Source organism: Parabacteroides leei, assembly GCF_023369805.1.
In the GTDB taxonomy this organism is placed as follows: domain Bacteria; phylum Bacteroidota; class Bacteroidia; order Bacteroidales; family Tannerellaceae; genus Parabacteroides; species Parabacteroides leei.
This window is the reverse complement of sequence record NZ_JAMBQG010000004.1, coordinates 267,495-291,861: the sequence shown is the minus strand read 5'-3', so window position 1 is coordinate 291,861 and position 24,367 is coordinate 267,495. Positions and strand designations below refer to the sequence as shown.

The 24,367-nt window shown below is 44.8% G+C and carries 22 protein-coding genes; 5 read left to right on the top strand and 17 right to left on the bottom strand.

From position 1 onward, the window contains the following. Positions 1-47 precede the first annotated feature (47 nt). The 4 genes from M1P97_RS08785 (at position 48) to M1P97_RS08770 (ending at position 7,111) form a co-directional block, all read left to right on the top strand. The gene (locus tag M1P97_RS08785) at positions 48-1,607 is read left to right on the top strand and encodes a DUF6057 family protein (protein WP_249388837.1); all 1,560 of its coding nucleotides are present in this window, start codon (positions 48-50) and stop codon (positions 1,605-1,607) included. Next, the gene (locus M1P97_RS08780; protein ID WP_249388836.1) at positions 1,582-3,078 is read left to right on the top strand and encodes a TolB family protein; all 1,497 of its coding nucleotides are present in this window, start codon (positions 1,582-1,584) and stop codon (positions 3,076-3,078) included. The genes M1P97_RS08785 and M1P97_RS08780 overlap by 26 nt, the downstream gene beginning before the upstream one ends. Beyond that, positions 3,075-3,629 carry a DUF3332 domain-containing protein gene (locus M1P97_RS08775; RefSeq protein WP_195371983.1) on the top strand — a complete coding sequence of 185 codons (555 nt, stop codon included), beginning with the start codon at positions 3,075-3,077 and terminating at the stop codon, positions 3,627-3,629. Before M1P97_RS08780 ends, M1P97_RS08775 begins: the two co-directional genes overlap by 4 nt. 101 nt (positions 3,630-3,730) lie before the next feature. Beyond that, the gene (locus M1P97_RS08770) at positions 3,731-7,111 is read left to right on the top strand and encodes a glycoside hydrolase family 2 TIM barrel-domain containing protein (RefSeq protein WP_195371982.1); all 3,381 of its coding nucleotides are present in this window, start codon (positions 3,731-3,733) and stop codon (positions 7,109-7,111) included. Between the two features lie 83 nt (positions 7,112-7,194). Here the strand turns inward: M1P97_RS08770 and M1P97_RS08765 are convergent, their stop codons facing one another. The 7 genes from M1P97_RS08765 to M1P97_RS08735 all read right to left on the bottom strand — a co-directional run bounded on the left by M1P97_RS08765 (position 7,195) and on the right by M1P97_RS08735 (position 15,917). Beyond that, positions 7,195-8,052, bottom strand: coding sequence for a TIGR01777 family oxidoreductase (locus M1P97_RS08765; protein ID WP_195371981.1), 858 nt, complete (start codon positions 8,050-8,052; stop codon positions 7,195-7,197). Between the two features lie 114 nt (positions 8,053-8,166). Further along, positions 8,167-9,150 (bottom strand): TlpA disulfide reductase family protein, encoded by a 984-nt coding sequence (locus M1P97_RS08760; protein ID WP_195371980.1) that lies wholly within the window; start codon positions 9,148-9,150, stop codon positions 8,167-8,169. 10 nt (positions 9,151-9,160) lie between these two features. After that, entirely contained in the window at positions 9,161-9,943 is a 783-nt protein-coding gene (locus M1P97_RS08755) for an EFR1 family ferrodoxin (protein ID WP_249388835.1), read from the bottom strand. A 47-nt stretch (positions 9,944-9,990) separates the two neighbouring features. Further along, a complete protein-coding gene (locus M1P97_RS08750) occupies positions 9,991-11,247 on the bottom strand; it encodes a TolC family protein (RefSeq protein WP_249388834.1) in 1,257 nt (418 codons plus the stop codon). 46 nt (positions 11,248-11,293) lie between these two features. Beyond that, positions 11,294-14,404 (bottom strand): efflux RND transporter permease subunit, encoded by a 3,111-nt coding sequence (locus M1P97_RS08745; RefSeq protein ID WP_195371978.1) that lies wholly within the window; start codon positions 14,402-14,404, stop codon positions 11,294-11,296. 5 nt (positions 14,405-14,409) lie between these two features. Beyond that, positions 14,410-15,519 (bottom strand): efflux RND transporter periplasmic adaptor subunit, encoded by a 1,110-nt coding sequence (locus M1P97_RS08740; protein WP_195371977.1) that lies wholly within the window; start codon positions 15,517-15,519, stop codon positions 14,410-14,412. A gap of 50 nt (positions 15,520-15,569) precedes the next feature. Further along, positions 15,570-15,917, bottom strand: a complete 348-nt coding sequence (locus M1P97_RS08735; RefSeq protein ID WP_249388833.1) for a hypothetical protein — start codon at positions 15,915-15,917, stop codon at positions 15,570-15,572. A gap of 144 nt (positions 15,918-16,061) precedes the next feature. Here M1P97_RS08735 and M1P97_RS08730 point away from each other — a divergent pair, with 144 nt between their 5' ends. Continuing rightward, on the top strand, positions 16,062-17,615 hold the full coding sequence (locus M1P97_RS08730) for a M28 family metallopeptidase (protein ID WP_249388832.1): 1,554 nt from the start codon (positions 16,062-16,064) through the stop codon (positions 17,613-17,615). A gap of 25 nt (positions 17,616-17,640) precedes the next feature. Here M1P97_RS08730 and M1P97_RS08725 read toward each other — a convergent pair whose 3' ends face one another. The 10 genes from M1P97_RS08725 to M1P97_RS08680 form a co-directional block, all read right to left on the bottom strand. Next, positions 17,641-17,889 carry a hypothetical protein gene (locus M1P97_RS08725; RefSeq protein WP_195371974.1) on the bottom strand — a complete coding sequence of 83 codons (249 nt, stop codon included), beginning with the start codon at positions 17,887-17,889 and terminating at the stop codon, positions 17,641-17,643. 35 nt (positions 17,890-17,924) lie between these two features. Continuing rightward, positions 17,925-18,230 carry a DUF4491 family protein gene (locus M1P97_RS08720; RefSeq protein ID WP_195371973.1) on the bottom strand — a complete coding sequence of 102 codons (306 nt, stop codon included), beginning with the start codon at positions 18,228-18,230 and terminating at the stop codon, positions 17,925-17,927. Positions 18,231-18,413: 183 nt separating this feature from the next. Continuing rightward, a complete protein-coding gene (secG, locus tag M1P97_RS08715) occupies positions 18,414-18,782 on the bottom strand; it encodes a preprotein translocase subunit SecG (protein WP_249388831.1) in 369 nt (122 codons plus the stop codon). Between the two features lie 7 nt (positions 18,783-18,789). Continuing rightward, a complete protein-coding gene (locus M1P97_RS08710; RefSeq protein ID WP_195371971.1) occupies positions 18,790-19,560 on the bottom strand; it encodes a hypothetical protein in 771 nt (256 codons plus the stop codon). A gap of 4 nt (positions 19,561-19,564) precedes the next feature. Then, a complete protein-coding gene (locus tag M1P97_RS08705; protein ID WP_249388830.1) occupies positions 19,565-20,077 on the bottom strand; it encodes an LptE family protein in 513 nt (170 codons plus the stop codon). Position 20,078: 1 nt separating this feature from the next. Then, a complete protein-coding gene (locus M1P97_RS08700; protein WP_195372124.1) occupies positions 20,079-21,263 on the bottom strand; it encodes a sigma-54 interaction domain-containing protein in 1,185 nt (394 codons plus the stop codon). Positions 21,264-21,363: 100 nt separating this feature from the next. Next, positions 21,364-22,191 carry a lysophospholipid acyltransferase family protein gene (locus tag M1P97_RS08695; RefSeq protein WP_195371969.1) on the bottom strand — a complete coding sequence of 276 codons (828 nt, stop codon included), beginning with the start codon at positions 22,189-22,191 and terminating at the stop codon, positions 21,364-21,366. Positions 22,192-22,198: 7 nt separating this feature from the next. Beyond that, on the bottom strand, positions 22,199-23,086 hold the full coding sequence (locus M1P97_RS08690; RefSeq protein WP_195371968.1) for a CDP-alcohol phosphatidyltransferase family protein: 888 nt from the start codon (positions 23,084-23,086) through the stop codon (positions 22,199-22,201). Positions 23,087-23,093: 7 nt separating this feature from the next. Then, positions 23,094-23,822 (bottom strand): SDR family NAD(P)-dependent oxidoreductase, encoded by a 729-nt coding sequence (locus M1P97_RS08685; protein ID WP_249388829.1) that lies wholly within the window; start codon positions 23,820-23,822, stop codon positions 23,094-23,096. Between the two features lie 9 nt (positions 23,823-23,831). Continuing rightward, entirely contained in the window at positions 23,832-24,299 is a 468-nt protein-coding gene (locus tag M1P97_RS08680; protein WP_007658908.1) for an adenylyltransferase/cytidyltransferase family protein, read from the bottom strand. Between the last annotated feature and the right edge of the window lie 68 nt (positions 24,300-24,367).

Here is a 24,367-nt window from a genome sequence, read left to right as displayed (position 1 = left end):
ATTTAACATCCCTCCTCTTTTCTTCGATTAAATAACCGATTGTACAAATGAAATATATCCAATATATTATTTGCTGTGTACTTTTTCTCATCTGTTTCCTTTTATTGGAAGGACCGATGTTTTATATACCTTACTATCATGAACAACACCATTTATTCCTTTTCACCCAAACCTATTTGAATAGCCATCTTTCCACGCCGGGACAACCGCTCGATTACCTGACCGATTTCTGTATACAATTCTTTTACCTGCCTCATATCGGAAAAGCCTGGTTCGCATTACTACTCGCTCTCCCTTATCTTTTGAACGTCACGATTTGCCATAGACTAACAAAAAAATACGATCTGTTTTTATTCTCCCTATTCCCTTCTCTCTGGTTACTGATCCAATTTCTGTCTGTCGACTTTCCGGTGACTCATCTGGTCGGCCTGATAGTTTGCCAGTTGTTTTTTCTGGGTATAAGTTCCATTACATCCAACCGGTTAAAGCTTATATTGCTTATTCCGGCGATTTCCATACTGTATCTTATATGCGGATGGATGTATCCGGTTATTACACTTGTCATTATACTTGTTCCAGCACTCTCAGCCTTATCTGTGACTCTCTATATAATAAAGAAGAAATACCGTACCTCCATCATTATCCTAAGTTTACTGGTTTATGCCGGAGGAACATTCTACTTTTTTATTTTTTCATACAGCATGCGTGAACGGCTGATTATTGAAGCAGAAATGCATCTCAAATCCGGGCAATGGGAACAGGTTGCAGACTGTTGCCGACGATACCGGGGCAAGAACCAACTGATCATGTATTTCAATAACCTCGCCCTTTACCATACCGGTAAAATGACATACAACCTGTTCGACTTTCCACAAACAATGGGAGTACAATCGTTATACCTGCCCTGGAAAAGTGACAGTCGCCAAACGGAATACGGACATTATGTATATGAGCAACTCGGTTACATCAACGAAGCGCACCGCTGGGCCTTTGAAGCCATGGTTGTATTCGGCGAAACAGCTCCGAACCTAACTAACCTGATCCGTTATAACATCGTCAACCGCCGCCCGAAAGTTGCCATGCGTTTTATCCGAAAATTAAAACACTCTCTTTTCTACCATAAACAAGCAGAAGAATTAGAAAAACATCTTTTTTCCGGAGAGTTACCCGGATTAAAAGCGCTCTCCTACGATAAAACAGAGAAAGTACGTTTTGCCAACATACTGAACATTGGCCCCGAGCTCAATTATTTATGTGATAAAGACTCTACTAACCGGATGGCATTCGAGTATCTGATGAGCAATCTATTACTCAGCAACCAGTTAATCCGTTTTGCAGAAAACCTGAAAAGAATATGGGCTTTCTCTTATCCGGAATTTCCCCGGATATACGAGGAAGCACTCTACATCTACCGCCTGGGAGTAGATGAAGAAACCTTCAACAAACTGGGTTTCAAAATCAGCCCGGCCACAGAAGAGAGATTTAAAACTTATTATTTCCTTTATCAGAAAAAGGATATGCAAGAACTAAAAAACAAGTTCGGCAACACCTACTGGTATTACCTCAACTTTCTCAGCCCTTATGGAAACAAAATCATCGACAAATAGACTGCTCCTATTACTAGTAGTCATAGTATGCAGCTGTACTCAATCCCGCATAACCCCTGAAGTACAGACCGATAAACCCGTCTCCATCTTCCCCGATTACACCGGAGTAACCTTCCCTTCCAATATAGCTCCTCCCAACTTCAGGATACAGGAAGACGGAGAAGAATTTTACACGGAAATAGGAAGCAAAGACAAAGCTTACATCACACTCCGGAACAGTCAGTCATCCGTAATTATCCCTCCCGACAGATGGAAAGAACTGACTGAACAAATAGCCGGCAATACGTTTTATATCCGGATATGTATCCTCCAAAACGGTAAATGGACTCAATATCCTGATATAACCAATGTAATTGCACATTCAGCCATAGACCCTTATCTCGTCTACCGCTTACTCTATCCGGGCTACGAACTGTGGAACCAAATGGGTATTTATCAGCGCGACCTGACCTCCTACGAGGAAACTCCCCTCATCGAAAACCAATCCATAGAGAAAGGTTGCCTGAACTGCCATACCTTCTGCCGGAACTCTCCGGAGACAATGATGATACATATACGTGGAGAGCTGGGAGGCACCTTGATTTATCGGAAAGGAACGATAAACAGGACGGAAGTCAAAGCACCGGGAATGGGTAACTCCGGAGCCTATGCTTCCTGGCATCCGGGAGGCAGATACCTGGCCTTTTCCGTCAACGAAATTCAACAGTACTTTCACTCTACCGGTCCTAAAGCAGTAGAAGTATCCGATTCAGAGTCGGATCTGGTCATACTGGATACGGAAACAAATTCACTTATAACGGATAGCGCCATCTACGGAGAAAAGTGGATGGAGACCTTTCCGACCTGGAACCCTGCCGGAGATATGTTGTATTATTGCCGGAGTAAAGCAATAGACAAAAAAACTCCGCTCGATAGTATCCGTTACGACCTGTACCGGATTCCTTTTCATGTAGAAGATGAGAGTTTCGGTACTCCCGAGTGTGTATTCAATGCGTCCGAAACGGGTAAAAGCATCTCTTTCCCTCGTATTTCTCCAGACGGAAAGTTCCTGATGTTTACCTGTTCCGACTATGGGAACTTCTCTATCTGGCATCCGGAAAGTGAATTATATCTACTCAACCTAGCGACAAACAATATACGTAATATGGAGGAAGTAAACAGTAACAATGTGGAAAGTTTTCACACCTGGTCATCCACCGGAGAATGGTTTGTTTTCAGCAGTAAACGGTTGGACGGATTATGGGCACACCCTTATATAGCAAGCTTTAACTGCCAGACAGGCACAGCCGGAAAACCCTTCATTCTCCCCCAGGAAGACCCTGATTTCTACCTCGATTTCACGAAGACATTCAACCTTCCGGAACTGATTACCAAACCCGTAGAAAACAGGGATGAACTGGTTGGCGGATACCGAAATAATTACTATCTTCGCCCACAATTAACTACTAACATCAATTACAATAATTCATGAAGAAAAAAGGATTAACATTATTAGTGGCGACCACTTTAGCCAGCAGTGTATTATTTTCCTCTTGTATCGGATCGTTCGGTTTAACAAACAAGCTTTTGGACTGGAATAGAAATATCGACAGTAAGTTTGTAAACGAATTAGTATTTATTGCTTTCTGGATTGTTCCCGTTTACGAAATATCTGCGCTTGCCGACGTATTGGTTCTTAACTCCATCGAATTCTGGAGTGGAAACAACCCTGTTGCAGATGCAGGTACTGTTAAAACAATAGAAGGTAAAGAGGGCGTTTACACTGTTGAAACGAAAACTGACGGATACCATATCCAGAAGGAAGGTGAAGAAAAAGCAATTGACCTGGTATTCGATGAAACAGACAAGAGCTGGAGCGTTGAAGCAGATGGCGAAACAACCAAATTACTGAAGTTCAAAGACAATGACGAAGTCGTTATGTACCTGCCCGACGGTAAGGAAATGAACGTTGAGCTGAATCAGGCCGGTGTTCTGGCATTCCGCCAGGTGGCTGAAGGATATTCTTTCTACGCAGCAAAATAAGTTGTATCTAAATTCATAAGGGTGTACCAAAAGTATACGTGCTATCATACGGACTTTTGTTATACCCTTTTATTAAGCTATACCAATCTAAATAAATACAGATGAAACACTCTATCAAAAAAGCCGTGCTCTCAGGAGCATTCAGTTGCTTCTTATTGGGGTCTGTACTGGCTGACGGTACGACTACCCCCCAGACCACGAAGCCCTATTGGCAAGACGTTCAAGTCGTTGCCGTAAACAAAGAGCATCCACGCACCTCATTTATGACATATGGTGACCGTTCGACAGCTCTCACTTCCCGCTTTGAAAAAAGCCCGTATTATTCATTATTGAACGGTACATGGAAGTTCTTCTATGTAGACTCTTATAAAGACCTTCCCACTAATATCACAGATCCTTCTGCCAGCACCGCATCATGGGACGATATTACTGTACCGGGCAACTGGGAAGTACAGGGACATGGCACAGCTATCTACACAAACCACGGTTATGAGTTCAAGCCACGTAATCCGCAACCTCCGCTATTGCCGGAAACGACCCCGGTAGGTGTTTACCGCCGCGACTTCGAAGTGCCGGCGGGCTGGGACGGACGCGATGTATATCTCCATATCGCCGGAGCCAAATCAGGTCTTTACGTATATGTGAACGGCCAGGAAGTCGGTTACAGCGAAGATTCTAAAAACCCTGCAGAATTCCTGGTCAATAAATATCTGCAACCGGGTAAAAACGTACTCACACTGAAGATATTCAGATGGAGTACCGGCTCTTATCTGGAATGCCAGGACTTCTGGCGTATCAGCGGTATTGAACGCGATGTATTCCTGTGGTCGCAACCGAAGGTGGCAGTTAATGACTTCCGCGTGATCTCCACACTGGACGATACATATAAAAACGGTATTTTCAAGCTGGCTGTGGACATTAAGAACCACACCAAAGAGGCAAAAGACATTACCGTATCTTACGAATTACTGGATGCAAAAGGCCAATCTATTGCAACAGCCGATAATAAGCTATGGGTAGGTGCCAACGATATCAAAACAGTCTCTTTCGCAAAAGACCTGAATGACATCGCAACTTGGAGTGCCGAACATCCGAACCTTTACAAACTGTTGATGACAGTAAAAGAAGACGGTAAAGTAACGGAAGTTATTCCTTATAACGTTGGTTTCCGCCGTATCGAAATCAAGCCGATCGATCAGATAGCCGGCAACGGTAAGCCTTACACTGTCCTGTTATTCAACGGACAACCGATCAAGTTCAAAGGCGTAAACATCCACGAACATAATCCACTGACCGGACATTATGTAACGGAAGAACTGATGCGTAAGGACTTCGAGATCATGAAAAAGCATAATATCAACTCAGTTCGCTTATGCCACTACCCGCAAGACCGTAAGTTCTATGAACTTTGTGATGAATATGGTTTATATGTGTATGATGAAGCGAATGTGGAGTCACATGGTATGTATTATAGCCTGAGCAAAGGCGGCTCACTGGGTAATAACCCGGAATGGTTGTTACCGCACATGGACCGTACAATGAATATGTACGAACGAAACAAGAACTATCCGTCGGTAACTATCTGGTCGCTGGGTAACGAAGCCGGAAACGGTTACAACTTCTACCAGACTTACCTGTATGTTAAGAATAAAGATAAAGAACTGATGAACCGCCCCGTAAACTACGAACGTGCTTTGTGGGAATGGAATACAGATATGTATGTACCACAATATCCGAGTGCCGGATGGCTGGAAGAAATAGGAAAAGAAGGTAGCGACCGTCCGGTAGCTCCTTCCGAATATGCACATGCTATGGGCAACTCTACGGGTAACCTTTGGGGACAATGGCAAGCTATCTATAAATATCCGAACCTGCAAGGCGGATGGATCTGGGACTGGGTAGACCAGGGTTTGCTTGTTAAAGACGAGAACGGAAAAGACTATTATGCTTATGGTGGCGACTTTGGTGTAGACATGCCTAGCGACGGTAACTTCCTTTGCAACGGTCTTGTTAATCCGGATCGTACTCCACACCCGGCAATGGCAGAGGTGAAGTTTACTCACCAGAATATAGGTTTCGAAGCTGTAAATGCAGCCAATGGTGTATTCAAGATTACTAACCGCTTTTACTTCACTAATCTGAAGGATTATATGATTACCTATACAGTGAAAGCGAACAATAAAGTAATCAAGAGCAATAAAGTGTCACTTGATCTTGCTCCGCAGACTTCACAAGAGATAACTATTCCCGTAGCCGATCTGAAACCACAGGCTGGCACGGATTATCTGGTTAACTTCGTCGTTACATCAACCAAACAGGAAGGTCTGGTTCCTGCCGGTTACGATATCGCACAGGACCAGTTCCGTTTGCCGATCGAAGCAGATAAAGTTGCTTATAAGGCCGGTGGCCCTAAACTTACGGTATCAGAAGAAGGAGACAATGTGAAAGTTACATCTTCCAGGGTTAACTTCGTATTCGATAAGAAAGCGGGAGTTGTTACTTCTTATAAAGTGGGCGGAACAGAATACTTCAACGAAGGTTTCGGTATCCAACCGAACTTCTGGCGTGCACCCAACGATAACGATTATGGTAGCGGCGACCCGAAACGTTTGGAAATATGGGAATTGTCAAGCCGTAACTTCAATGTAACGAATGCCTCCGCTGAAATAGTCGACGGCAATGCTATTGTAAACGTCGATTATAAATTACCGGCCGGTAACCAGTTCCTGATCACTTATAAGATCTACCCTGACGGTGTTATGAATGTGGCTACCCACTTCACTCCTGCTCATCTGGATGGCGTAAAGATCGGTATCTCCGAAGCAACCGCCACAGCAACGTTCTCGCCAGGACGTGATAAGGTAAGCGAACGTGATAAAATGGTTGTTCCCCGTATCGGTGTACGTTTCCGCCTGCCGGTCACTATGAACCAACTGGAATACTTCGGACGCGGTCCGTTAGAAAACTATTGGGATCGTAAAGCCGGTTACATGATCGGACAATACAAGAGCACAGCAGAAGATCAATACTTCCCTTATGTTCGTCCGCAGGAAAACGGTCACCATTGCGATACCCGTTGGATGACACTGGGGGGTAAGGGTAAAAACCTGTTGATCGTAGCCGACGACGAAATGGAATTCAATGCAATGCGCAACTCCGTTGAAGACTTTGATGCCGGTAAGACAACCAACCGTCCGTATCAATGGAACAACTTCACGCAGGAAGAAATTAACAACCGTCCGAATATCGGCCCGTACGACAAACCTCGCCAGACACACATCAACGATATCACCCCACGTAATTTCGTAGAGGTATGTGTCGACCTGAAACAAGAGGGATTGGCCGGTTACGATAGCTGGTATTCCCGTCCCGAACCTCAATACACATTACCTGCAAACCAGGAATATAAGTGGGGGTTCACTTTGATTCCGGCAGAAAATGCCAACAGTGCACAAAAGAAAGCTGGATATAGTTACAAATAAATAGACACTGTTATGTGAAAAAAGCGATCTCTGTTAACCAGGGATCGCTTTTTTATTTATTATCAATGCGTAAACTATCTACTTCACATCAGGAAACTATACAAAGCCAACCGTATATCCGAATAACGGAACACATAGCCGGCAGAAAGCAGGCGGGCAGGATAAGCCTGCTGCCCTTTAGTAAGAAGTTCTTCTCCTTCCCCATACAGATAGCGGAACACTTTTCCGGGGATAGTCAGCCACGCCGGACGATGCAATACGTCAGCGGTAGCACGGGTAAATGCCCGGTTTGTCAACGGTTGGGGAGAAACCAGGTTCACGACACCTGACAGATCCTCATGTTCAATGATAAACTGGATGGCATTTAATACATCTTCTATATGTATCCACGAAAATCCCTGTTTACCGGAAGCGATCTTTCCACCGACAAAGAAGCGGAACGGAAGTAACATCTTCGGCAGAGCCCCACCGTCCTTCGACAAGACTACACCCAAACGGGCCACGACCAATCGTATATCCCGCGACAGCTTCTGCGCCTCCTCTTCCCATCGAATACAGACATCAGCCAGAAAACCGGTACCTTCCGACGTACTTGTTTCCGAATAAATACCTTTATCCGGATAAATACCAACTGCTGAAGCCGAAATAAATAACTTAGGCTTAACAGGCATCTCATTCAGGATCGACACCAACCGCCGCGTCGTATAAACACGACTGTTCTTTATTTCACGCTTAGCCTTACTGGTCCAACGTTGATTGATTGTCGTACCGGCCAGATTGATTACAACATCACATCCGGTTAGTGCTTCTTTCAATTTATCATCGGTCTTGAGACGAAACATCGAATGTTTCAAAGGGACAACAATGTTTCCCCTGTCAGAAAAGAAATCCGTCAAGTGCCGTCCTATAAAACCGGAATTACCACTAATTGCGATCTTCATCTCCTTTTTTAATCTATTTTGCTTCCCTACTAGAACAACCGGAGAAAGTCGTTTGTTTTAATCAATTAGGAAGAATTGTATTAAAAAAGGATATAAGCAGATTTCGCTTCATGCCTATTTGATTACTTCTTTCAATTTATTATGTAACTCTTCGCCGGTAATATTCTTTGCTATAATCACACCGTCGGGATCGAGCAACACATTGGATGGGATACCACGAACGCCATATAAAGCGGGGATTTCTGAGTCCCAATACTTCAGGTCGGAAACATGTGTCCAGGTCAGGTTGTCGTCGGCGATTGCCTTCAACCATTTATCTTTATTATTATCCAGAGAAATACCCAGAATAGTAAAGTTCTTATCTTTATAATCCTGGAATGCTTTCACGACATTCGGATTTTCGCGACGGCAAGGAGGACACCAGGAAGCCCAAAAGTCCAGTAAAACATATTTACCACGGAAATCAGCCAGGGAAACTGCAACACCGGCAGTATCCGGCAAAGAGAACTCGGGAGCCGTCTTGCCGATTTGTACGTTTTCCAGTTGTTTGATGATACCGTCCAGGTCTATTACATAAGGACAATCAGCCAATGCCGGAGAGATCTTTGCACGAGTCGCTTTCAACTGATCCAATGGCAACTGATAGGTGAAGTAACGATACAGATAGAAAGCTGCTGCCGGAGAGTCCGGGTATTTGCTGATCAGGCTGTCGATATCGAAACCTTCTTCAAAAACCTTACTCTGGTTTTCCTGGAAGATGGCATTCACCGGAGAGTTCTGTACGATAATTGTCTCGCCGTCATTCCCGATCGTTACATCCATATTGGTATTCTCTACAAAGAACTGTACCGGATAATTCATATTCTCGGTTGCCAGACCATACAGAAGTGGCTGGTCGACTTCACCTTTGAATGTAAACTTACCGTTCTTGATCTCGGCAGTATCCACATCGAAGAACATTTTATTACGGAATGATTTCAGATAGATTTCGCCATCCGGTATATTCTCCACGACTCCGTTTATCACATAGCCTTTAGGTGTTTCCTGACAACTAGCCAGGAGAAAGATGGCCATAACCATCATTAATAATTGCTTCATTTGACGTTGTTTATTTTTTATTGTTGACATCGGGATGATGATACCTTCCTTTCTTCAAGGTGATCTTACCATACTCTATAGCACGCACCGGACAACGATGAATACAAGCGACACATTGTACGCAGGTATCAGACCAGACAGGTTTCCCGTCGGTCAGCGTGATCGTTCCGGTCGGACAAACTCGTTCGCACAAGCCACAGGCAATACAGTCGTCCGTCACCCGAAAGGAATTCTTCCCTATGGCAAAGTTAGTAAAAAGAGGATATATCCAGTAGCTCTTCAGCCCGGGCAGGCTTCCTTTCTTGTATAAATTAACGTTTTTACCTTCGCGGATAGCGGTAATGATAGCGTTGACAGCCGAAGGTGCATCTTTCAGTTTCTCTTGTTCCACCTCTTTATTGTCTACATCGAAGCCTGGCAACAGGATATAATTATTCGGCATAATGACTGAATAGCTATCGGTTAGCATGACACCTTTCTTCCGCAGTACTTTCCGCATTATATCATCCGTGTAGCCACATTCGTCGCCACAGGTAGAGATGGAATAAACCGGCTGTTTATCGTATCCGGTCAGCTTCAGACCAGAGATAAAGCGAGTTACAGGAACGGCCGGTCCCCACGAATGCACCGGGTAAACAAACAGTACTTTCTCGTCCTCCCTGAGCGGGCAGACAAATTCCTTTTTACCTGTTTTTAACTCATCTGCTATCGATACTACAGGCTCTCCCAAAGCAATGCTTAACGCATTCGCTACCCAACGGGAGTTACCGGTTCCTGAAAAGTAAAATATCATACGCGTATCTCTTATTTGGTCACAAAGATAAATATAATTCAGAATTATTACATCTCCACATCCCAAACCCCGGCACTCTTCTCCAACTCTACAAGCGCGGTACTGTAATTAAACAGTGTTTCAATGTATTGAGCCTGTACATCATCATAGGTTCGCTGGGCATCCAGAACTTCCAAAAGGGAAACTTCTCCCCGATTATAACTATACACCTTCCCGTCTATCACTTCACGGGCAGCATGGAGCATGCCATTTTCGTAATGGCCGACCTGCTGCGTCAAAGATTGATAACTACGGTAAGCCTGCATCACTTCGGTTTGTACCTGCAACAAGGCCTGCTGATATTGTGTCTCCGCCTGTTGTTCCCGGAAACGGGCGGCACGGACAGCTCCCTTATTAAAGTTCGAAAACTTCAAAGGAATAGCAATGCCCGCCGTGACTCCGGTAAAGGGAGGAGCCGGAGCCTCTTCATTATATACCCGGGCATTCTTGCTCACTGCGATAGAGAGATCGACATCCGTATTCCGTTCACGACGTATTGCTTTCAATGCGCGGGAGGCTACTTCTTTATTTTTCAGAGCAGCCACCAGGTCGGTACGGTTCTCCGAGGCGGTAGAGATCAGGTCGGCTAGTACGAAATCACGAGGTGACAGATGCAAAGAGGCATCAGGCACATATAAAGTATCATGGGCTACCGAGCCGGTCAACAGGTTCAGGTTGGAAAAGGCATTATGCAGATCGGTTTCCGCCTGTAACAGTTCATTTTTAAGGATACCGGCTTCCAGACGGCTTTGTATGGCATCTATCTCCATGATCTTCCCCAACGTAAAACGTACACTGTCGCTCTCGGCAAGCTGGCGGATATTCTCGTAAGCGTTCTGCTTTACCTTATATAACTCATATTGCTTCAGGGCCTCCAGATAAGAGACCGTTGCATCCGCCCGCAGATTACGGAAATAATCGGCAAGCAATGCCTTCGAAAGCTCGCTCTCGCTACGGGCCAGGGCGATATTGGCCCCACGCTTTCCGAAAGAGAACGTCTTACTCAACTCCACTTCTACCCCTTCTCCCATTTGCAGACTGTTATTCTCGTTGTTGAAATAAGAGACAGAGAGGTTGGGATCGTTAAACACCTTTGAAGCAACCACCTGCGCTTCTGACATATCCACATTCAGGCGCTCGGCCGCGTACTCCAGGTTACCTTCCGTCACCTTCTGCATATACCCACGATACGAGAGGGGGACCATCTGTTGAGCACCAACAGCCAAACTTCCGGCAAGCAGGCACATTGTAATATATTGTCGCATATCTATTATTCTTTTTATCAGTACTTTCTAATTCTTTTCTCCCTACCTAAACAGTCGTATCCTCCGGCTTAACAGGTAGCGTATCTTCATCTAAATAATGCTTTTCTACCAGATAATACAAAGCAGGAAGCACATAGAGGGTGATAACGGTTGCAAACAGCAGACCATACACGATGACGGTTGCCAACGGACGTTGCACATCCGAACCTATACCGGTGCTCAAAGAAGCCGGCAGCAAACCGAGCACAGCCACCGTCGCCGTCATCAGGATCGGACGGAAACGGTGTTTAGCCCCTGTAATGATAGACTGCTTGAAACCGCGGTCACGACTACGCAGGTTATTGATATGGGAGATCATGATCACACCGTTCTGGATAGCCACACCGATCAACGCAATAAAACCGACAGCGGAAGATACATTCAGCGTCATTCCCCGGACATTCAATGCCAGCATGCCGCCGAAAAGAGCCAATGGTACCACACACATCATCAGGGCGGCCTGGCGGAACTTTCCACAGGCGGCAAACAACAAGAGCAACATAATACCCAAAGCTAGAGGAACGACAGCCGCCAGACGGTTATAGGCACGATATTGGTTCTCGAACTGTCCTGCCCATTGCAGGTGTACGGTGTCGTGATCATACTTCACCTCCTTATCGATCAGACGGTTCGCCTTATTCAGGAATTCGGTCAGATCTACACCACGAAGGTTGACATGGATCGTCAGGTGACGCTTGTTCATCTCACGGGAGATAGTACTGGCACCGGTAGTCATCTTCACATCAGCCACCTGAGAAAGGGGTATCTTCGCCCCTGCTCCGTTCGTCAACAGCAGGTTACCGATGCTTTCGGGCGAGTTACGGCTAGCATCGTCGAAGCGGCAGATCACATCGTAACTTTTACTGCCGACAAAGATCTGCGAGATAGCTTTTCCTCCGATAGCCAGCTCGATCATATCGGCGACGTCGGAGAAATTGAGACCATACTGCGCAATACGGTCACGGTCGGCGATGATTTGTAACTGGGGCAGCGGCGGTTCCTGGTCGATGGCGACATCTGCGGCTCCCGGGATCGTTCGTAATACATTCACTACCTTGTCGGCGATATGGCGGGTATCGGTGATATCATCGCCATAGACCTTGATGGCCAGGTCACTATGTGCACCGGCAATCTGGTCCATAACCATATCGATGATCGGCTGTGAGAAACTGACGGTATAGCCCGGCATGACCGAAAGCTTCTCCGACATTTCCTCGATCAGGTCTGCTTTTGTCTTACCGAACTTCCAGGTATCGTACGGTTTCAGGCCAACCCCGCATTCGATATGGGAAAGAGAGAAGGCTTCGGCTCCCTCGTCATCGCGTCCTACCTGGGTCATTACGTAAGAGACTTCATCGAATTGTTTCACTACTTTGCGCAGTTCGGCTCCCATCTCTTTCGACTTCTCGATAGAAATACCGGGCGGCAACTGAACCTGTATCCAGATTGCTCCTTCGTCAAGGGGTGGCAGGAAGTCTTTCCCTACCGTATAACTTAACACACCGGCAGCAACAAGAATAACAAGTAACGGCATCAATACCCGCTTAGGTTTATCCAATAAGGCAATGATCTGCTTATGATAGATCTCTCCCATCTTCTCCAACCAGTGGTTATGATAGATCTTGCGTGGCTTGCGATAGGCATAGAAAGCCAGTCCCGGTATCAGAAACAAGGCGACAGCCAAAGCACCCAACAAGGCATAACCCACAGTGTAAGCCATCGGGGTAAACAGCTTCTTTTCGATATGTTCGAAAGCAAACAGGGGAAGATAAGCGGTGATAATAATTAATGTAGAGAAGAAGATCGGGCGAGCTACTTCTGTGGTACGCCGCAAAATAGAGTCCTCCGTCAGCACCTCGTCCGGATGTCGCTCTCGTTTCTTCAGAACGGTTTCCATCATCACGATCGCCCCGTCCACCAGAATACCGAAATCAATAGCTCCCAGTGAGAGCAGGTTGGCCGGAATATCGGTCAGTTGCATCAGGATAAAAGCGATCAATAACGACAACGGGATGGTAAGTGCTACCAGCAAAGCACCGCGCCAATTCCCAAGGAACAGGATCAATACCAATACAACCAGCACCATTCCTTCTAACAGAGTATGGGATACGGTGTGCAAAGTCGTATCTACCAGACTGGTACGATCCATAAAGACATGCAGGTGGGTTCCTTCGGGTAAGGTCTCGTTATTCAGTTCGTCCACAGCCTGATGCACTCCTTCCAGCACCTGGGATGGGTTCTCGCCGCGAAGCATCTGCACAATACCTTCTACCCCATCGGAATAGTCGCGCACGCCATCGAAAAAACCTAATACGCCCTTACGTTCCAGATTCCCGTATTTCAAGGTTCCCAGATCGTCGAGATAGACAGGAACTCCGTTCTCGGTCTTGATAACGATACGTCCCAGATCTTTCAGGTCTTTAACCAGGCCAATACCACGGATCACATAACTCAGGTCGCCACGGCTCAACATACTGCCACCGGCGTTTACGTTATTCTTTTCAATCTTCTCGGTGATATCTCCCAGTGTCACATTATATTGTTCCATCTTATGCGGGTTCACCTCTATCTGATACTGGGTGGTGATACCTCCGAAGTTACTGACATCGGCCACGCCTGTCACCTGTTTCAGACGGGGAATGACGACCCATTTATGCAGGTCGGTCAGTTCGCGTATATCCAACTGGTCGCTTTCCAGTACATAACGGAAAATCTCACCGGTCGGAGAAGTCAACGGGTTAAGTCCAGGCACCGCATCATACGGAAGTTCTACATCAACCAAACGTTCCTGTACCCGCTGACGAGCCCAGTAATCGTCGATACCGTCGTCGAACACCAACACGACCGTCGAGAGGCCGAAGGTGTTTTTACTTCTCATCACATTCAGTCCCGGCATACCGTTCATGGCCCTTTCGATAGGGATACTGATCTGTTGCTCGATCTCTTCGGCAGCCAGGCCGGGCACCTGTGTCACTACCTGTACGGTGGTATCGGCAATATCAGGATAAGCGTCGATCGCCAGCTTTGTCCATGAATAGTATCCTACTACGGCCAGGAACAGGAATAGTACGAACATCAGTCCACGCCGATGTATCGCAGTATAAATTATCTTTTTCATACTGGTTACCGGGCATCAAGTAAATAAAAAGCTCCGGTCGTCACAATGGTATCACCGGGAACAAGGCCGGAAAGGATCACCGTCTTCCCTCCTTCGCTGACAGAGGTCGAGACCTTTTGCTTTCGGTAGCAGTTGTTTCCGAGCGAGACCAGTACATAAGCACTTTCTTCTTCCTGAAGGATGGCTGAATCCGGGATACGGATCATTTCAGCGCTACGGTCGCACAGCCGGACTGTTCCATACATAGCGGGTTTCATCAGGTGGGAACCGTTGTCGCATTCGATCAGTACTTCCACCGAGCGGGTATCCTCATCCAGCATTTCGCTGATATGATATATCTTCCCCGGAAGCGGTTGGTGGGGCATAGCGACCAGACGGATCTCCACACTGTCCAGCGATTGTATCATTCCCATATCCTTTTCCTTGACATGGGCGGCTACCCATACTTTATTCAGGTTGGCTATGACGGCTACCGGTTCTGCATCTTCCTTGATATACTGGCCGATCACGATACGGTCGGTCACCACCTCTCCGGCTATCGGCGAGCGAACAACAAGCGGTTGCCCCAGTACCAGGTCTTCGGGATCTATCTGGAAAACCTTCAGAGCAGCGACAGTATTTTCGTAGTCTTTCTTCTTCAGTTCATAGTTTACTTCGGCTTCTTCCAGTTCTTTCTGTACACCGACTTTATTCTGTAATAAGTCTTTTTCACGTTTCAGGCTTTTCAAAGCCAATTCCATCTCCTGTTTGGCCTGATAATAGGCTTTTCCCGTTTCAAAGAAAGATGGTGAACTAATCTCGAATACCGGGCTGCCCGGCATCACCTTCTGTCCCAACCTCACAAACGACTTGGAGATACGGCCGGCGAACGGCGAAGCAATCTCCGCATAATCGGAAGGTATGGCCCTTACTACCCCCGAAGTGGTGAACTCCAGGCGATAGGCTTCTTTCTTCACCACATCGGTTCCCAAGCGGGATAAGATCGGTGATTTATCCCCTATTTGTATCGTGTCGCCCCGCAAAGTTACGGCAACAGCAACCTCATCGTCCTGCTTGTTTGAGTTGCAGGAACACAACACCATTGCCGGAAGCAATAGCATAAGTAATTGTTTCATATTGTTGTTATGTTGTATTAAATAATTCTGTTTTCGTCGCGAATAGATTATTAATACAAAGGCGGGGCACGCAGGCTGACATCACGTACAAGACGTACAGGAGTTGTATACTGGTGTTTCTGAATAAACACAGAGAGAAGTACCCAGGCCGTCACCAAGGCAAGACAAAAGGTTGCCGCCTCCATCAGGAGATCATCCAGTTCCTGAATGGTATTGAATGCCGCAGAGCTATGCGTGTGATGCGGTAATCCGTCCGCTCCCGGCAGGAACGGGTGAGAGTGGGTAATCGAATAGGTCGGGAAATAATGGGTATGAGTAAATGCAGTGCCCCCTACGTAGTAACTTACAAAGAGTACTACCAGCAGATATTTTGCTATGGCATTACAGATAGATTTCACACGCTCCCGATTTTGTTGCAAAGGTATTTATTTATTTTGGTTATACTTTTACATTTATGTAACGATTCTATGATTATTTTTCTCTTTTCATTTGGTAAGAGTCTTTTTTATCCATTAATTTGTAAGACTTAAACAAACACTAAAATGAAAAGGACTATACTTCTTTTTGCAACTATAGCCTGTATGGTTGCATCTTCCTTGCCGGCACAGGATGCCGCAGTAAACAAAATCATCGAAACAGGACGTACCGACAACCGGGTAATGAACCATCTGGATATCCTGACTAATCGTTTCGGTGGTCGCCCTATCGGTTCCGATGCCTACGATAATGCCACCGAATGGGTAGCATCCAAGTTTAAAGAATGGGGCCTGGAAGTTGAATTGCAGGAAGCCGGAACATTGCCCGTCGGCTTCAACCGGGGCCCATGGTTCGGTAAACTTCTCGGAGAGCAAGGGATGGAACTTCACTTTGTTACACCTTCCTATACTTCCGGTACAAAAGGGTTGCAACGCGGCCATGTTCTTCTGGAACCCCGCACACAGGAAGAGTTCGACCGCATGAAAGGCCAGTTGAAAGGTGCCTGGGTACTGGTCAACGGAAATAATGTCGGATGGCCGATCGCCCATTCCTCTTCTGCCGATTCCAGTCGTGCCGTTATCATTGCCGAGAATAACGAGATAGCCAAAAAGAACCGGGAAATAATGATCGGTAACTGGGAGAACAGGACGAACAACCCGCTACTACCTCTCAAAGAAGATGTTCCGGCACTGTTCTATAAAGAAATGTGTGAGGCCGGGGTATTAGGTTTTATCCAGTCGGCTGCTGTACCTTTACGTGCCCTCTATGATAAAGATGTCGTATTCGACAAAGAAATGACCATTGATAAATTACCGACCGTACCCGATATCAAATTGGACGAGCATCAATATGCCACCATTAAACAGATGGTAAAGGAACGCCGTTCTTTTATGCTGGAGTTCGATATTCGTAATCATTTCCGTCTCGGCCCTGTAAAGTATTATAATGTAATAGGCTCGATAAAAGGAAGTCAATACCCCAGCGAATACGTCATGCTTAGCGGCCACCTCGACTCGTTCGACGTAGGCACAGGAGGCGTTGATGACGGTTCAGGTGTTACTCCCGTCATGGAGGCGGCCCGCCTGATCGCCACTTCCGGTGCCAAACCGAAACGCACAATGTTATTCTGCGCCTTTGCCGGCGAGGAATTCGGCTTGCTCGGTGCAACGGCCTGGGTAAAAGGTAACCCGAAAAAACTGGATAAGATATCCAATCTCTTCAACCGCGACGGTGGTCCCACTCCTCCGGTTGGTATCAGCGTACCGAAAGCGATGTATAACGATTTCGTAAAGATATGCGCTCCTATCCAAAAGATCGATCCGGAATATCCGTTCGAAGTGAAAGAATCCGAGCCCCGCAGACAACCCAAAACACCGGGAGGTACGGATGCTTCCGTCTTCGCGATCGAAGGAGTACCGACTATCGGATTTATGGAAAAGGATTTCAAAGGATACAACTTCAGCTATGACGAAATATGGCATACTGAACGTGACCTGTATACTAAAAGTATCCCGGAATACCAGAGACACGCGGCTACTGTAATGGCTATCGTCGGCCTGGGAGTAGCCAACCTGGATCATCAGCTGTCACGCGAAGGCCTTTACCTGAAAGAAGAATAAAAACTGTCCGCGCAGGTAGCCGGTATTACCTGCGCAAGGAATTGACAGGCATTGCGCAGCCGGCAGAAAATACCTGCGCAGACCATAGAAACAAGTAAGGCAGACGCCCCTGGGCATCTGCCTTATCTCTTTTACGGTTATAAACCTTTTTCGATACATGTACCCGATTATGACTTACCGGACGTCCATGATTCTCTATTTCCGCTTCCCGACTCCCTTTACGGTTCGCCTTGATGTACTCGTCCAACAGAGAGACTTTCTTTTTTTTCTTCATAGCTGTACTATTTAATTACAGCCACAAAGGTACAATTATTTTTCCGGATATTGTCTTTTCGGATTTTTCGGAAACCAACCTTTCAATACCCGCTCTTCCTGTTCGAATACTTCTTTGATCGTCCAGAACGAAGAGAAAGCGAAAACTCCACAGATAGCGGATAAAAAAACACTTTCTATAAACAAGGAAGCGACTGTCCCGATAATACCTAATAGAAGAAAAATCCACCAACACTTGGTTCCCCAATAATATTCAGCTTTTACCACAACCGGATGAAACAATCCGATAATCAGAAAAGTAGCAATACCTATCAAAAGTCCGTCAAAATTAATCATATCCATAATCATATCGTTTATTATAAAACAGAAGCCTTTATTTATCTGTTTTGACAAAGATACAAAAATTAAATAACCCTCCTTATAAATTATACCTATAGCCTCATTGACAATTGTCATAAATTCAAACAAAAAGGCGTTCCCTTATGAGGAACGCCTTTTATATATAACTGCTATATTCTTTAAATCTTATTCTGCAGGAGTTTCAGCCGGAGCTTCTTCCGGTGCAGTAGCCGGTTGCTGGGCAGTACCGAAGTTAGGAGCTACCGTGTTCGGATCGATTGTTACTGCTTCGTTTACCTGTTGTTTGATTTCAGATTGAGTTGTTGTTGTTGCTCTGGGAATGAATGCAGTAATAACGATACTACAAACGATAACGAAACCTGCCAGGCCCCAAGTTGCTTTTTCCAGGAAATCTGTGGTCTTACGTACACCCATAATTTGGTTAGAAGAAGAGAACCCTGAAGCCAGACCTCCACCCTTTGAGTTCTGAATCAGTACTATCAGGATCAATAGTAATGACGCAATCAGGATCAAAATAGAAATAAATACGTACATTTTAGTTTTATTTTTTAGTGTTAATAATCAATTTTTCCAAAAATCTGATTTGGTCTGCAAAGTAAGCATTTTTTTCTGGATAATTCAAATATAAGTTTTTAATAATTTGCAACGCTTTCTCATACCGTTTCTGTTTAACATAAATATGCGCTAAAGTCTCGGTAAAATAAGAATCATCATCCAGAGAACGAGCCTGTTCCTCTTCTTCCGGTTTCAAGGAAGAAGGCTGCCCTTCTTCACCCGGTTCGAGGTTGATACCTAAACCACTTCCCGGTATCCGCTGTTCATCATTTTTAATAAATGAATCGATCAGATCGTGATGCTGTAATTTAACAGACGGTTCTTCCTCCTCTTGCGTTTCGGAATCTTTTGTCAAAGACCAGTAAATATAATCCGATGATACGGATGGTTGGAATAGTAATGTCGGATCCGAAGCCTGTTGCTCTCCTTCACCCTCACGGTCGGCAAGAAAGGCTTCAATCAGAGAAAAGGCATCGGCCGTTTCTACTTCTTCGCCCGACGCTGTTTTAAGATGCATGCCGTAACGTTCCCCTTCAATTAATGTAAATAATTTTTTCCTGTCCGGTATATAGACAGCCATTTTCCTCAGTTCGGCAGCAAAACGCATATCGTTCAATACAGCCAGATTCTTCAGATAAAGCATCCGTGCTATATGAAAATAAGGATATTCGTCCACAATCTGCTTCAGTTGAGGAAGTGTCTCCTTCGTCAGCAGAGAGGGATTTTCTATCAGTTGATATAAATCTGCCGCTTTCATAATCTTACCAGTTTGCTACTGTCGCATTATAAATCTGATCTACAATTTCTTCTATAATGAGCGGTACATATTCAGGTTCTACATCCTGCAGCATTCGTGCCGCATCAAATTCCTGATAAGCGGAGAAGGTCTGCTCGAAATCTTCATCAGGGTTTGTCCGGTTCGAATAACGCACACGCACCGTAATGGTCAGCTTGGTTTGTGAAGACCAGGCATCTTCCTTGACAGCCATCGGTGTCAGTTGATAACCGGTGATCTCACCTTCCAACTCCAGATCGCCGTTATCATTGACCAGCTGAAGACGTGTTTGACGAATGTATATATCCTTCAGCGCCTCGGTAAACTCCTGCGAAAGCTGCGGATAAACCAAGGGTGCCTGATTGGGAAAATCTTTTATCGTGATGGTTTTCACCTTCGTATAGTCGATAGAAGCTCCATTGAACTTATACGAGATGGAGCAAGCTGTCAGCACCAACCCTAACAACAGGCAAAACCAGATCACATTTTTCTTAAACATATTATTCCAAATTATATTCTTTAATCTTTCTGTAAAGCGTACGTTCCGAAATTTTCAGATCGGCAGCAGCATTCTTACGACGGCCGTTATGCTTTTCCAATGCTTTACGGATCATTTCTTTTTCCACTTCTTCCAACGACAAGGTTTCTTCCTCTTCTACTTCTTCCACTTCCTGGATGGAAGAAGAATGAACCGGATGGATAGGATGTGCAAAGGCTGTCTCTTCTGCAACAGGCATCTGCATCTTTCCTCCCATAATATCGTGAACCAGCTTTTTCAGATCGTTTACGTCTTTCTTCATATCGAAAAGAACCTGATAAAGGATCTCACGTTCACTGTTGAAGAACTTCTGATCATTATCCTGTTGCTTAACCAATACCGGATACTTCTCCACATTCAGATCAGGAAGATACAAACGTAAAATATCTGCCGTTATATCACGGTTCTCTTCAATCACAGAAATGCGCTCTGTTACATTCTTCAGTTCGCGAACGTTACCCGGCCAGCGGTACGAAGTAAGCAACTGACGTGCATCATCATCCAAACGAATGGGCGGCATACGATATTTCTCTGCACAATCACCCGCAAATTTACGAAACAAAAGAATTATATCCTCCGGACGTTCTCGTAAAGGGGGTATCTGAATAGGTACAGTATTCAAACGATAATACAGGTCCTCACGGAATTTCCCATCGGCAACAGCCTGTATCAGATTTACATTTGTAGCAGCTACGATCCGCACATTTGTCTTCAATACCTTGGAAGAACCGACCTTAATAAACTCTCCTGTTTCAAGCACACGCAACAAACGGGCTTGTGTAGGGATAGGTAATTCCCCTACTTCATCCAGAAAGATCGTACCACCGTCGGCCACTTCAAAATATCCTTTCCGGTCTGCCAATGCTCCTGTAAAAGATCCTTTTTCATGTCCGAACAATTCCGAGTCAATCGTTCCTTCAGGAATAGCACCACAGTTTACGGCTATATATTGTCCATGTTTACGCGGACTGTTCTGATGTATAATCTGTGGAAATGTCTCCTTACCGACGCCACTCTCACCGGTAATCAAGACAGATAAATCTGTCGGGGCCACCTGAAGAGCCACATCGATAGCCCTGTTCAGGCCTGGGCTATTTCCTATAATTCCAAAACGTTGCTTTATTTGCTGGACGTCTAGCTTAATCATCATATCTATTGAATATCTGTAATTATTTCAGTTTGTCTGCCAAAATTACAAATCTTAATTCAAATTCCAGCTATCCGAAGTAGATTCTATCAGCGGTTTCTCATTTTTTAGCACCGTAAGTCTTGTTGAACAGGAACTCAGCAAGTGCCGTATCATCGGTAAATTTCTTTATTTCTTCCGGAGAGATAGGTTCACCGACATATACATCGACTGTTTTTCCTCTTTTATTAAAGGCCTCTGCCGGAATACGCAGGGTACGGATCCTCCAACTTATGTTTCCCAGCCAGTAAAAGAAACGGGAATTAAGAAAGTCGAAATAGACAGGATAAACAGGTACGTTCGCTTTTTTTATCAACCGGATCACACTATGTGTCCAGGGTAAATCGTGGATCGCCTTATCTTGTTTATTATAGAAAGAGATAGCTCCTGCAGGAAAAAAACCCATAGGATGACCTTCTTTCAGTCGCTGTAAAGAATAACGGACACCATTGATATTTGCAGGATTCGGTCCGTTACCTGTCGAATCGGGCATGACCGATACAAAATTATCCTGCATCGCTCCGATCTTTGTCAGGACACCATTTACCATCACTTTAAAATCAGGACGACGGGAGGCCATTATATCGATCAGCATAATGCCGTCTACCGATCCGATCGGATGGTTGGAGATCGTTATAAATGCACCTTCCGGTAAATGATCCAGTATTTCCGCATTATGCAGATTATACCTGATATCGATCAGCGGATCACTCAGAAGTGCGGAAGTAAATGCAGAACCACGCAGATGACAATTATTAGCATGTACCCTGTTTACCTTATCTACACTTAACCATTTAATCAATAATTTGCCAAGGAAGGTGCCTATACGGCTTTTGAAGAACGGGGCAGCTTCCTGCAAATCATTAATGTCCACTACGCTCTTTTTCATACTTTATTTATTCTATAAACGATGCGCACATCTTTTCATGCTTATGCATAGCCAATAGCAGGACTATGTTCAACACGATTATTTCATACAGGAAATAAATCCAGACCTCGCCTATCAACACCACAATGAACATAACAATTGTACGTCCGTTAAATGTCAGTAGATCTATATAGCGCATCAATTCACGACTTTGTTTACGGAAAGCTACCCGCACACTTTCAGGAATATCATCCCCGTATTTGGCATGCAGGCTTTGCAGCATACGCTGCAAGGCAGGAGTTGCCTTTACCTGAAGTAAAGTGTATCCCCTGTAAAGGAAATAAAATGTTTTGTTGATTCCCATCTTCATCTCTTTGTGGCGGGCAATAACCTGTTCCAACGACTGAAATTCGGCACCCTTATCCTTACTGATAAAATAAAGATGAAGCGTTTTATAGTAGTCGGTGATATTTGCTTGTACCAGATGGGAAAGTCCGGACAAGACAGCCAGGGCAAAGAACCAATGAGTTCCGTAATCGTGTGATAAACGTAAAGCGAACCCTACATAGATAGATGCAAACCAGATATCACCGGCAAACCCGTCGAGTATTCGTCCGATAGCCGACTTTATGCCTGTCAGGCGAGCCAACTGACCGTCTACACAATCCAGGATATTGGCAAAAATCAATAATAATATACCACAAATATTATAGACCAGATTATCATGATAAAACATAAAACCAACGGCCGCTCCAACAAATATAGAAATTACCGTTACCATATTCGGGGTAATTCCTGTGCCACGTAACATACGAGCTATACGGAAACCTATCGGACGGTAAAATGCCCGGTCAACAACATTTTCTGTTTCTATCGATTTCAGCGATGCTTCGTATTCCTTATCCAAATTACTCATCTATCTATTATTTATACGAATAACCGCCGTCTACAACGACCACTTCGCCATTAAAATAACTATTTTCAATTAACATCTTATATACTTCAGCTAGCTCTTCCGGATCACAAAAACGACCGAGAGAAACCTTATTTTCTATATTCCGGCGTATCTCTGCCGGTTTTGTTTTCTGCCATTCCGTATCTACAAATCCGGGAGCCACTGCATTCACACGCAACTCATAAGGCGTAAGAAACTTAACCAGATTTTTCACAAGGGCATGTACGGCACTTTTTGTTACACCGTAAGCCAAAGACACCGAATGAGGTTGAATTCCCATAAGAGAGCCGGTAAAGACGACACTGCCTCCCTTATTTATGCGTCTGACAATGCGTTGTAGAAAGAACACAGGAAAATGTACATTGGCAAAAAATACCCATTCCCAATCCTCCAGTGACAAATCTTCAAAAGAGTCACGACAGGTAAGGCCGGCATTAAAGACTACTGCATTAAGCAGCAAATCTCTTTCCTGCAAATAAGTATATATTTTTTCTATGGAATCTTTGTCTGTTACATCAGCCTGCAATACAAACACTTTAATTTGTAATTGCTGCTGAAGTTCCTCTCTGGTATGTTCTGCAGTATTCGGATCGGAAGCATAAGTAAGCACAAGGTTATACCCGGCTTTACCTAAACAGAAAGCCACCGCTTTACCTATACCTTTCGTACCACCGGTAATTAAAGCATATTTTTCCATGAGTCGTTTTTATTCCTCCCCTTTGCCTTTTACAGTTGCAGGTTTAGCATGTCGTTGATATTTCAGATTTTCCTCATAAGAGTCATGGATCGTTTTCTTCAGGTTGGAAGAAGACACTCCTGTTCCGTAAGGGAAATAAAAGACCTGCACACCCAAATCTTTCAGATAATCATATTTACCGAACCAGTCGTCACCCACAACAAATGCATCGATATTCAGTTTTTTTACTATCTCCGTATGATCCAATGTATGTTGCGGTATCACAATATCAGGCGTTTTCAATGCTTCAATGATCTGAAGACGTTCATTAAAAGGAATAATAGGATTCGCCTTATAAGAAGAGACCAGTTCATCCGTACTCACACCTACAATAAGAATATCAGCCAGGCTACGGGCATAATTGATCATCCGCAGGTGATTATAGTGGAACATATCAAACGTTCCGGAGGTATATACGATCGTTTTATCTTTAAACATAATTCATGTTGCAATTTGAAACCACAAACTTACGTAAACTTTTCTTATCAAAAAAAGTTTGAAGTCAA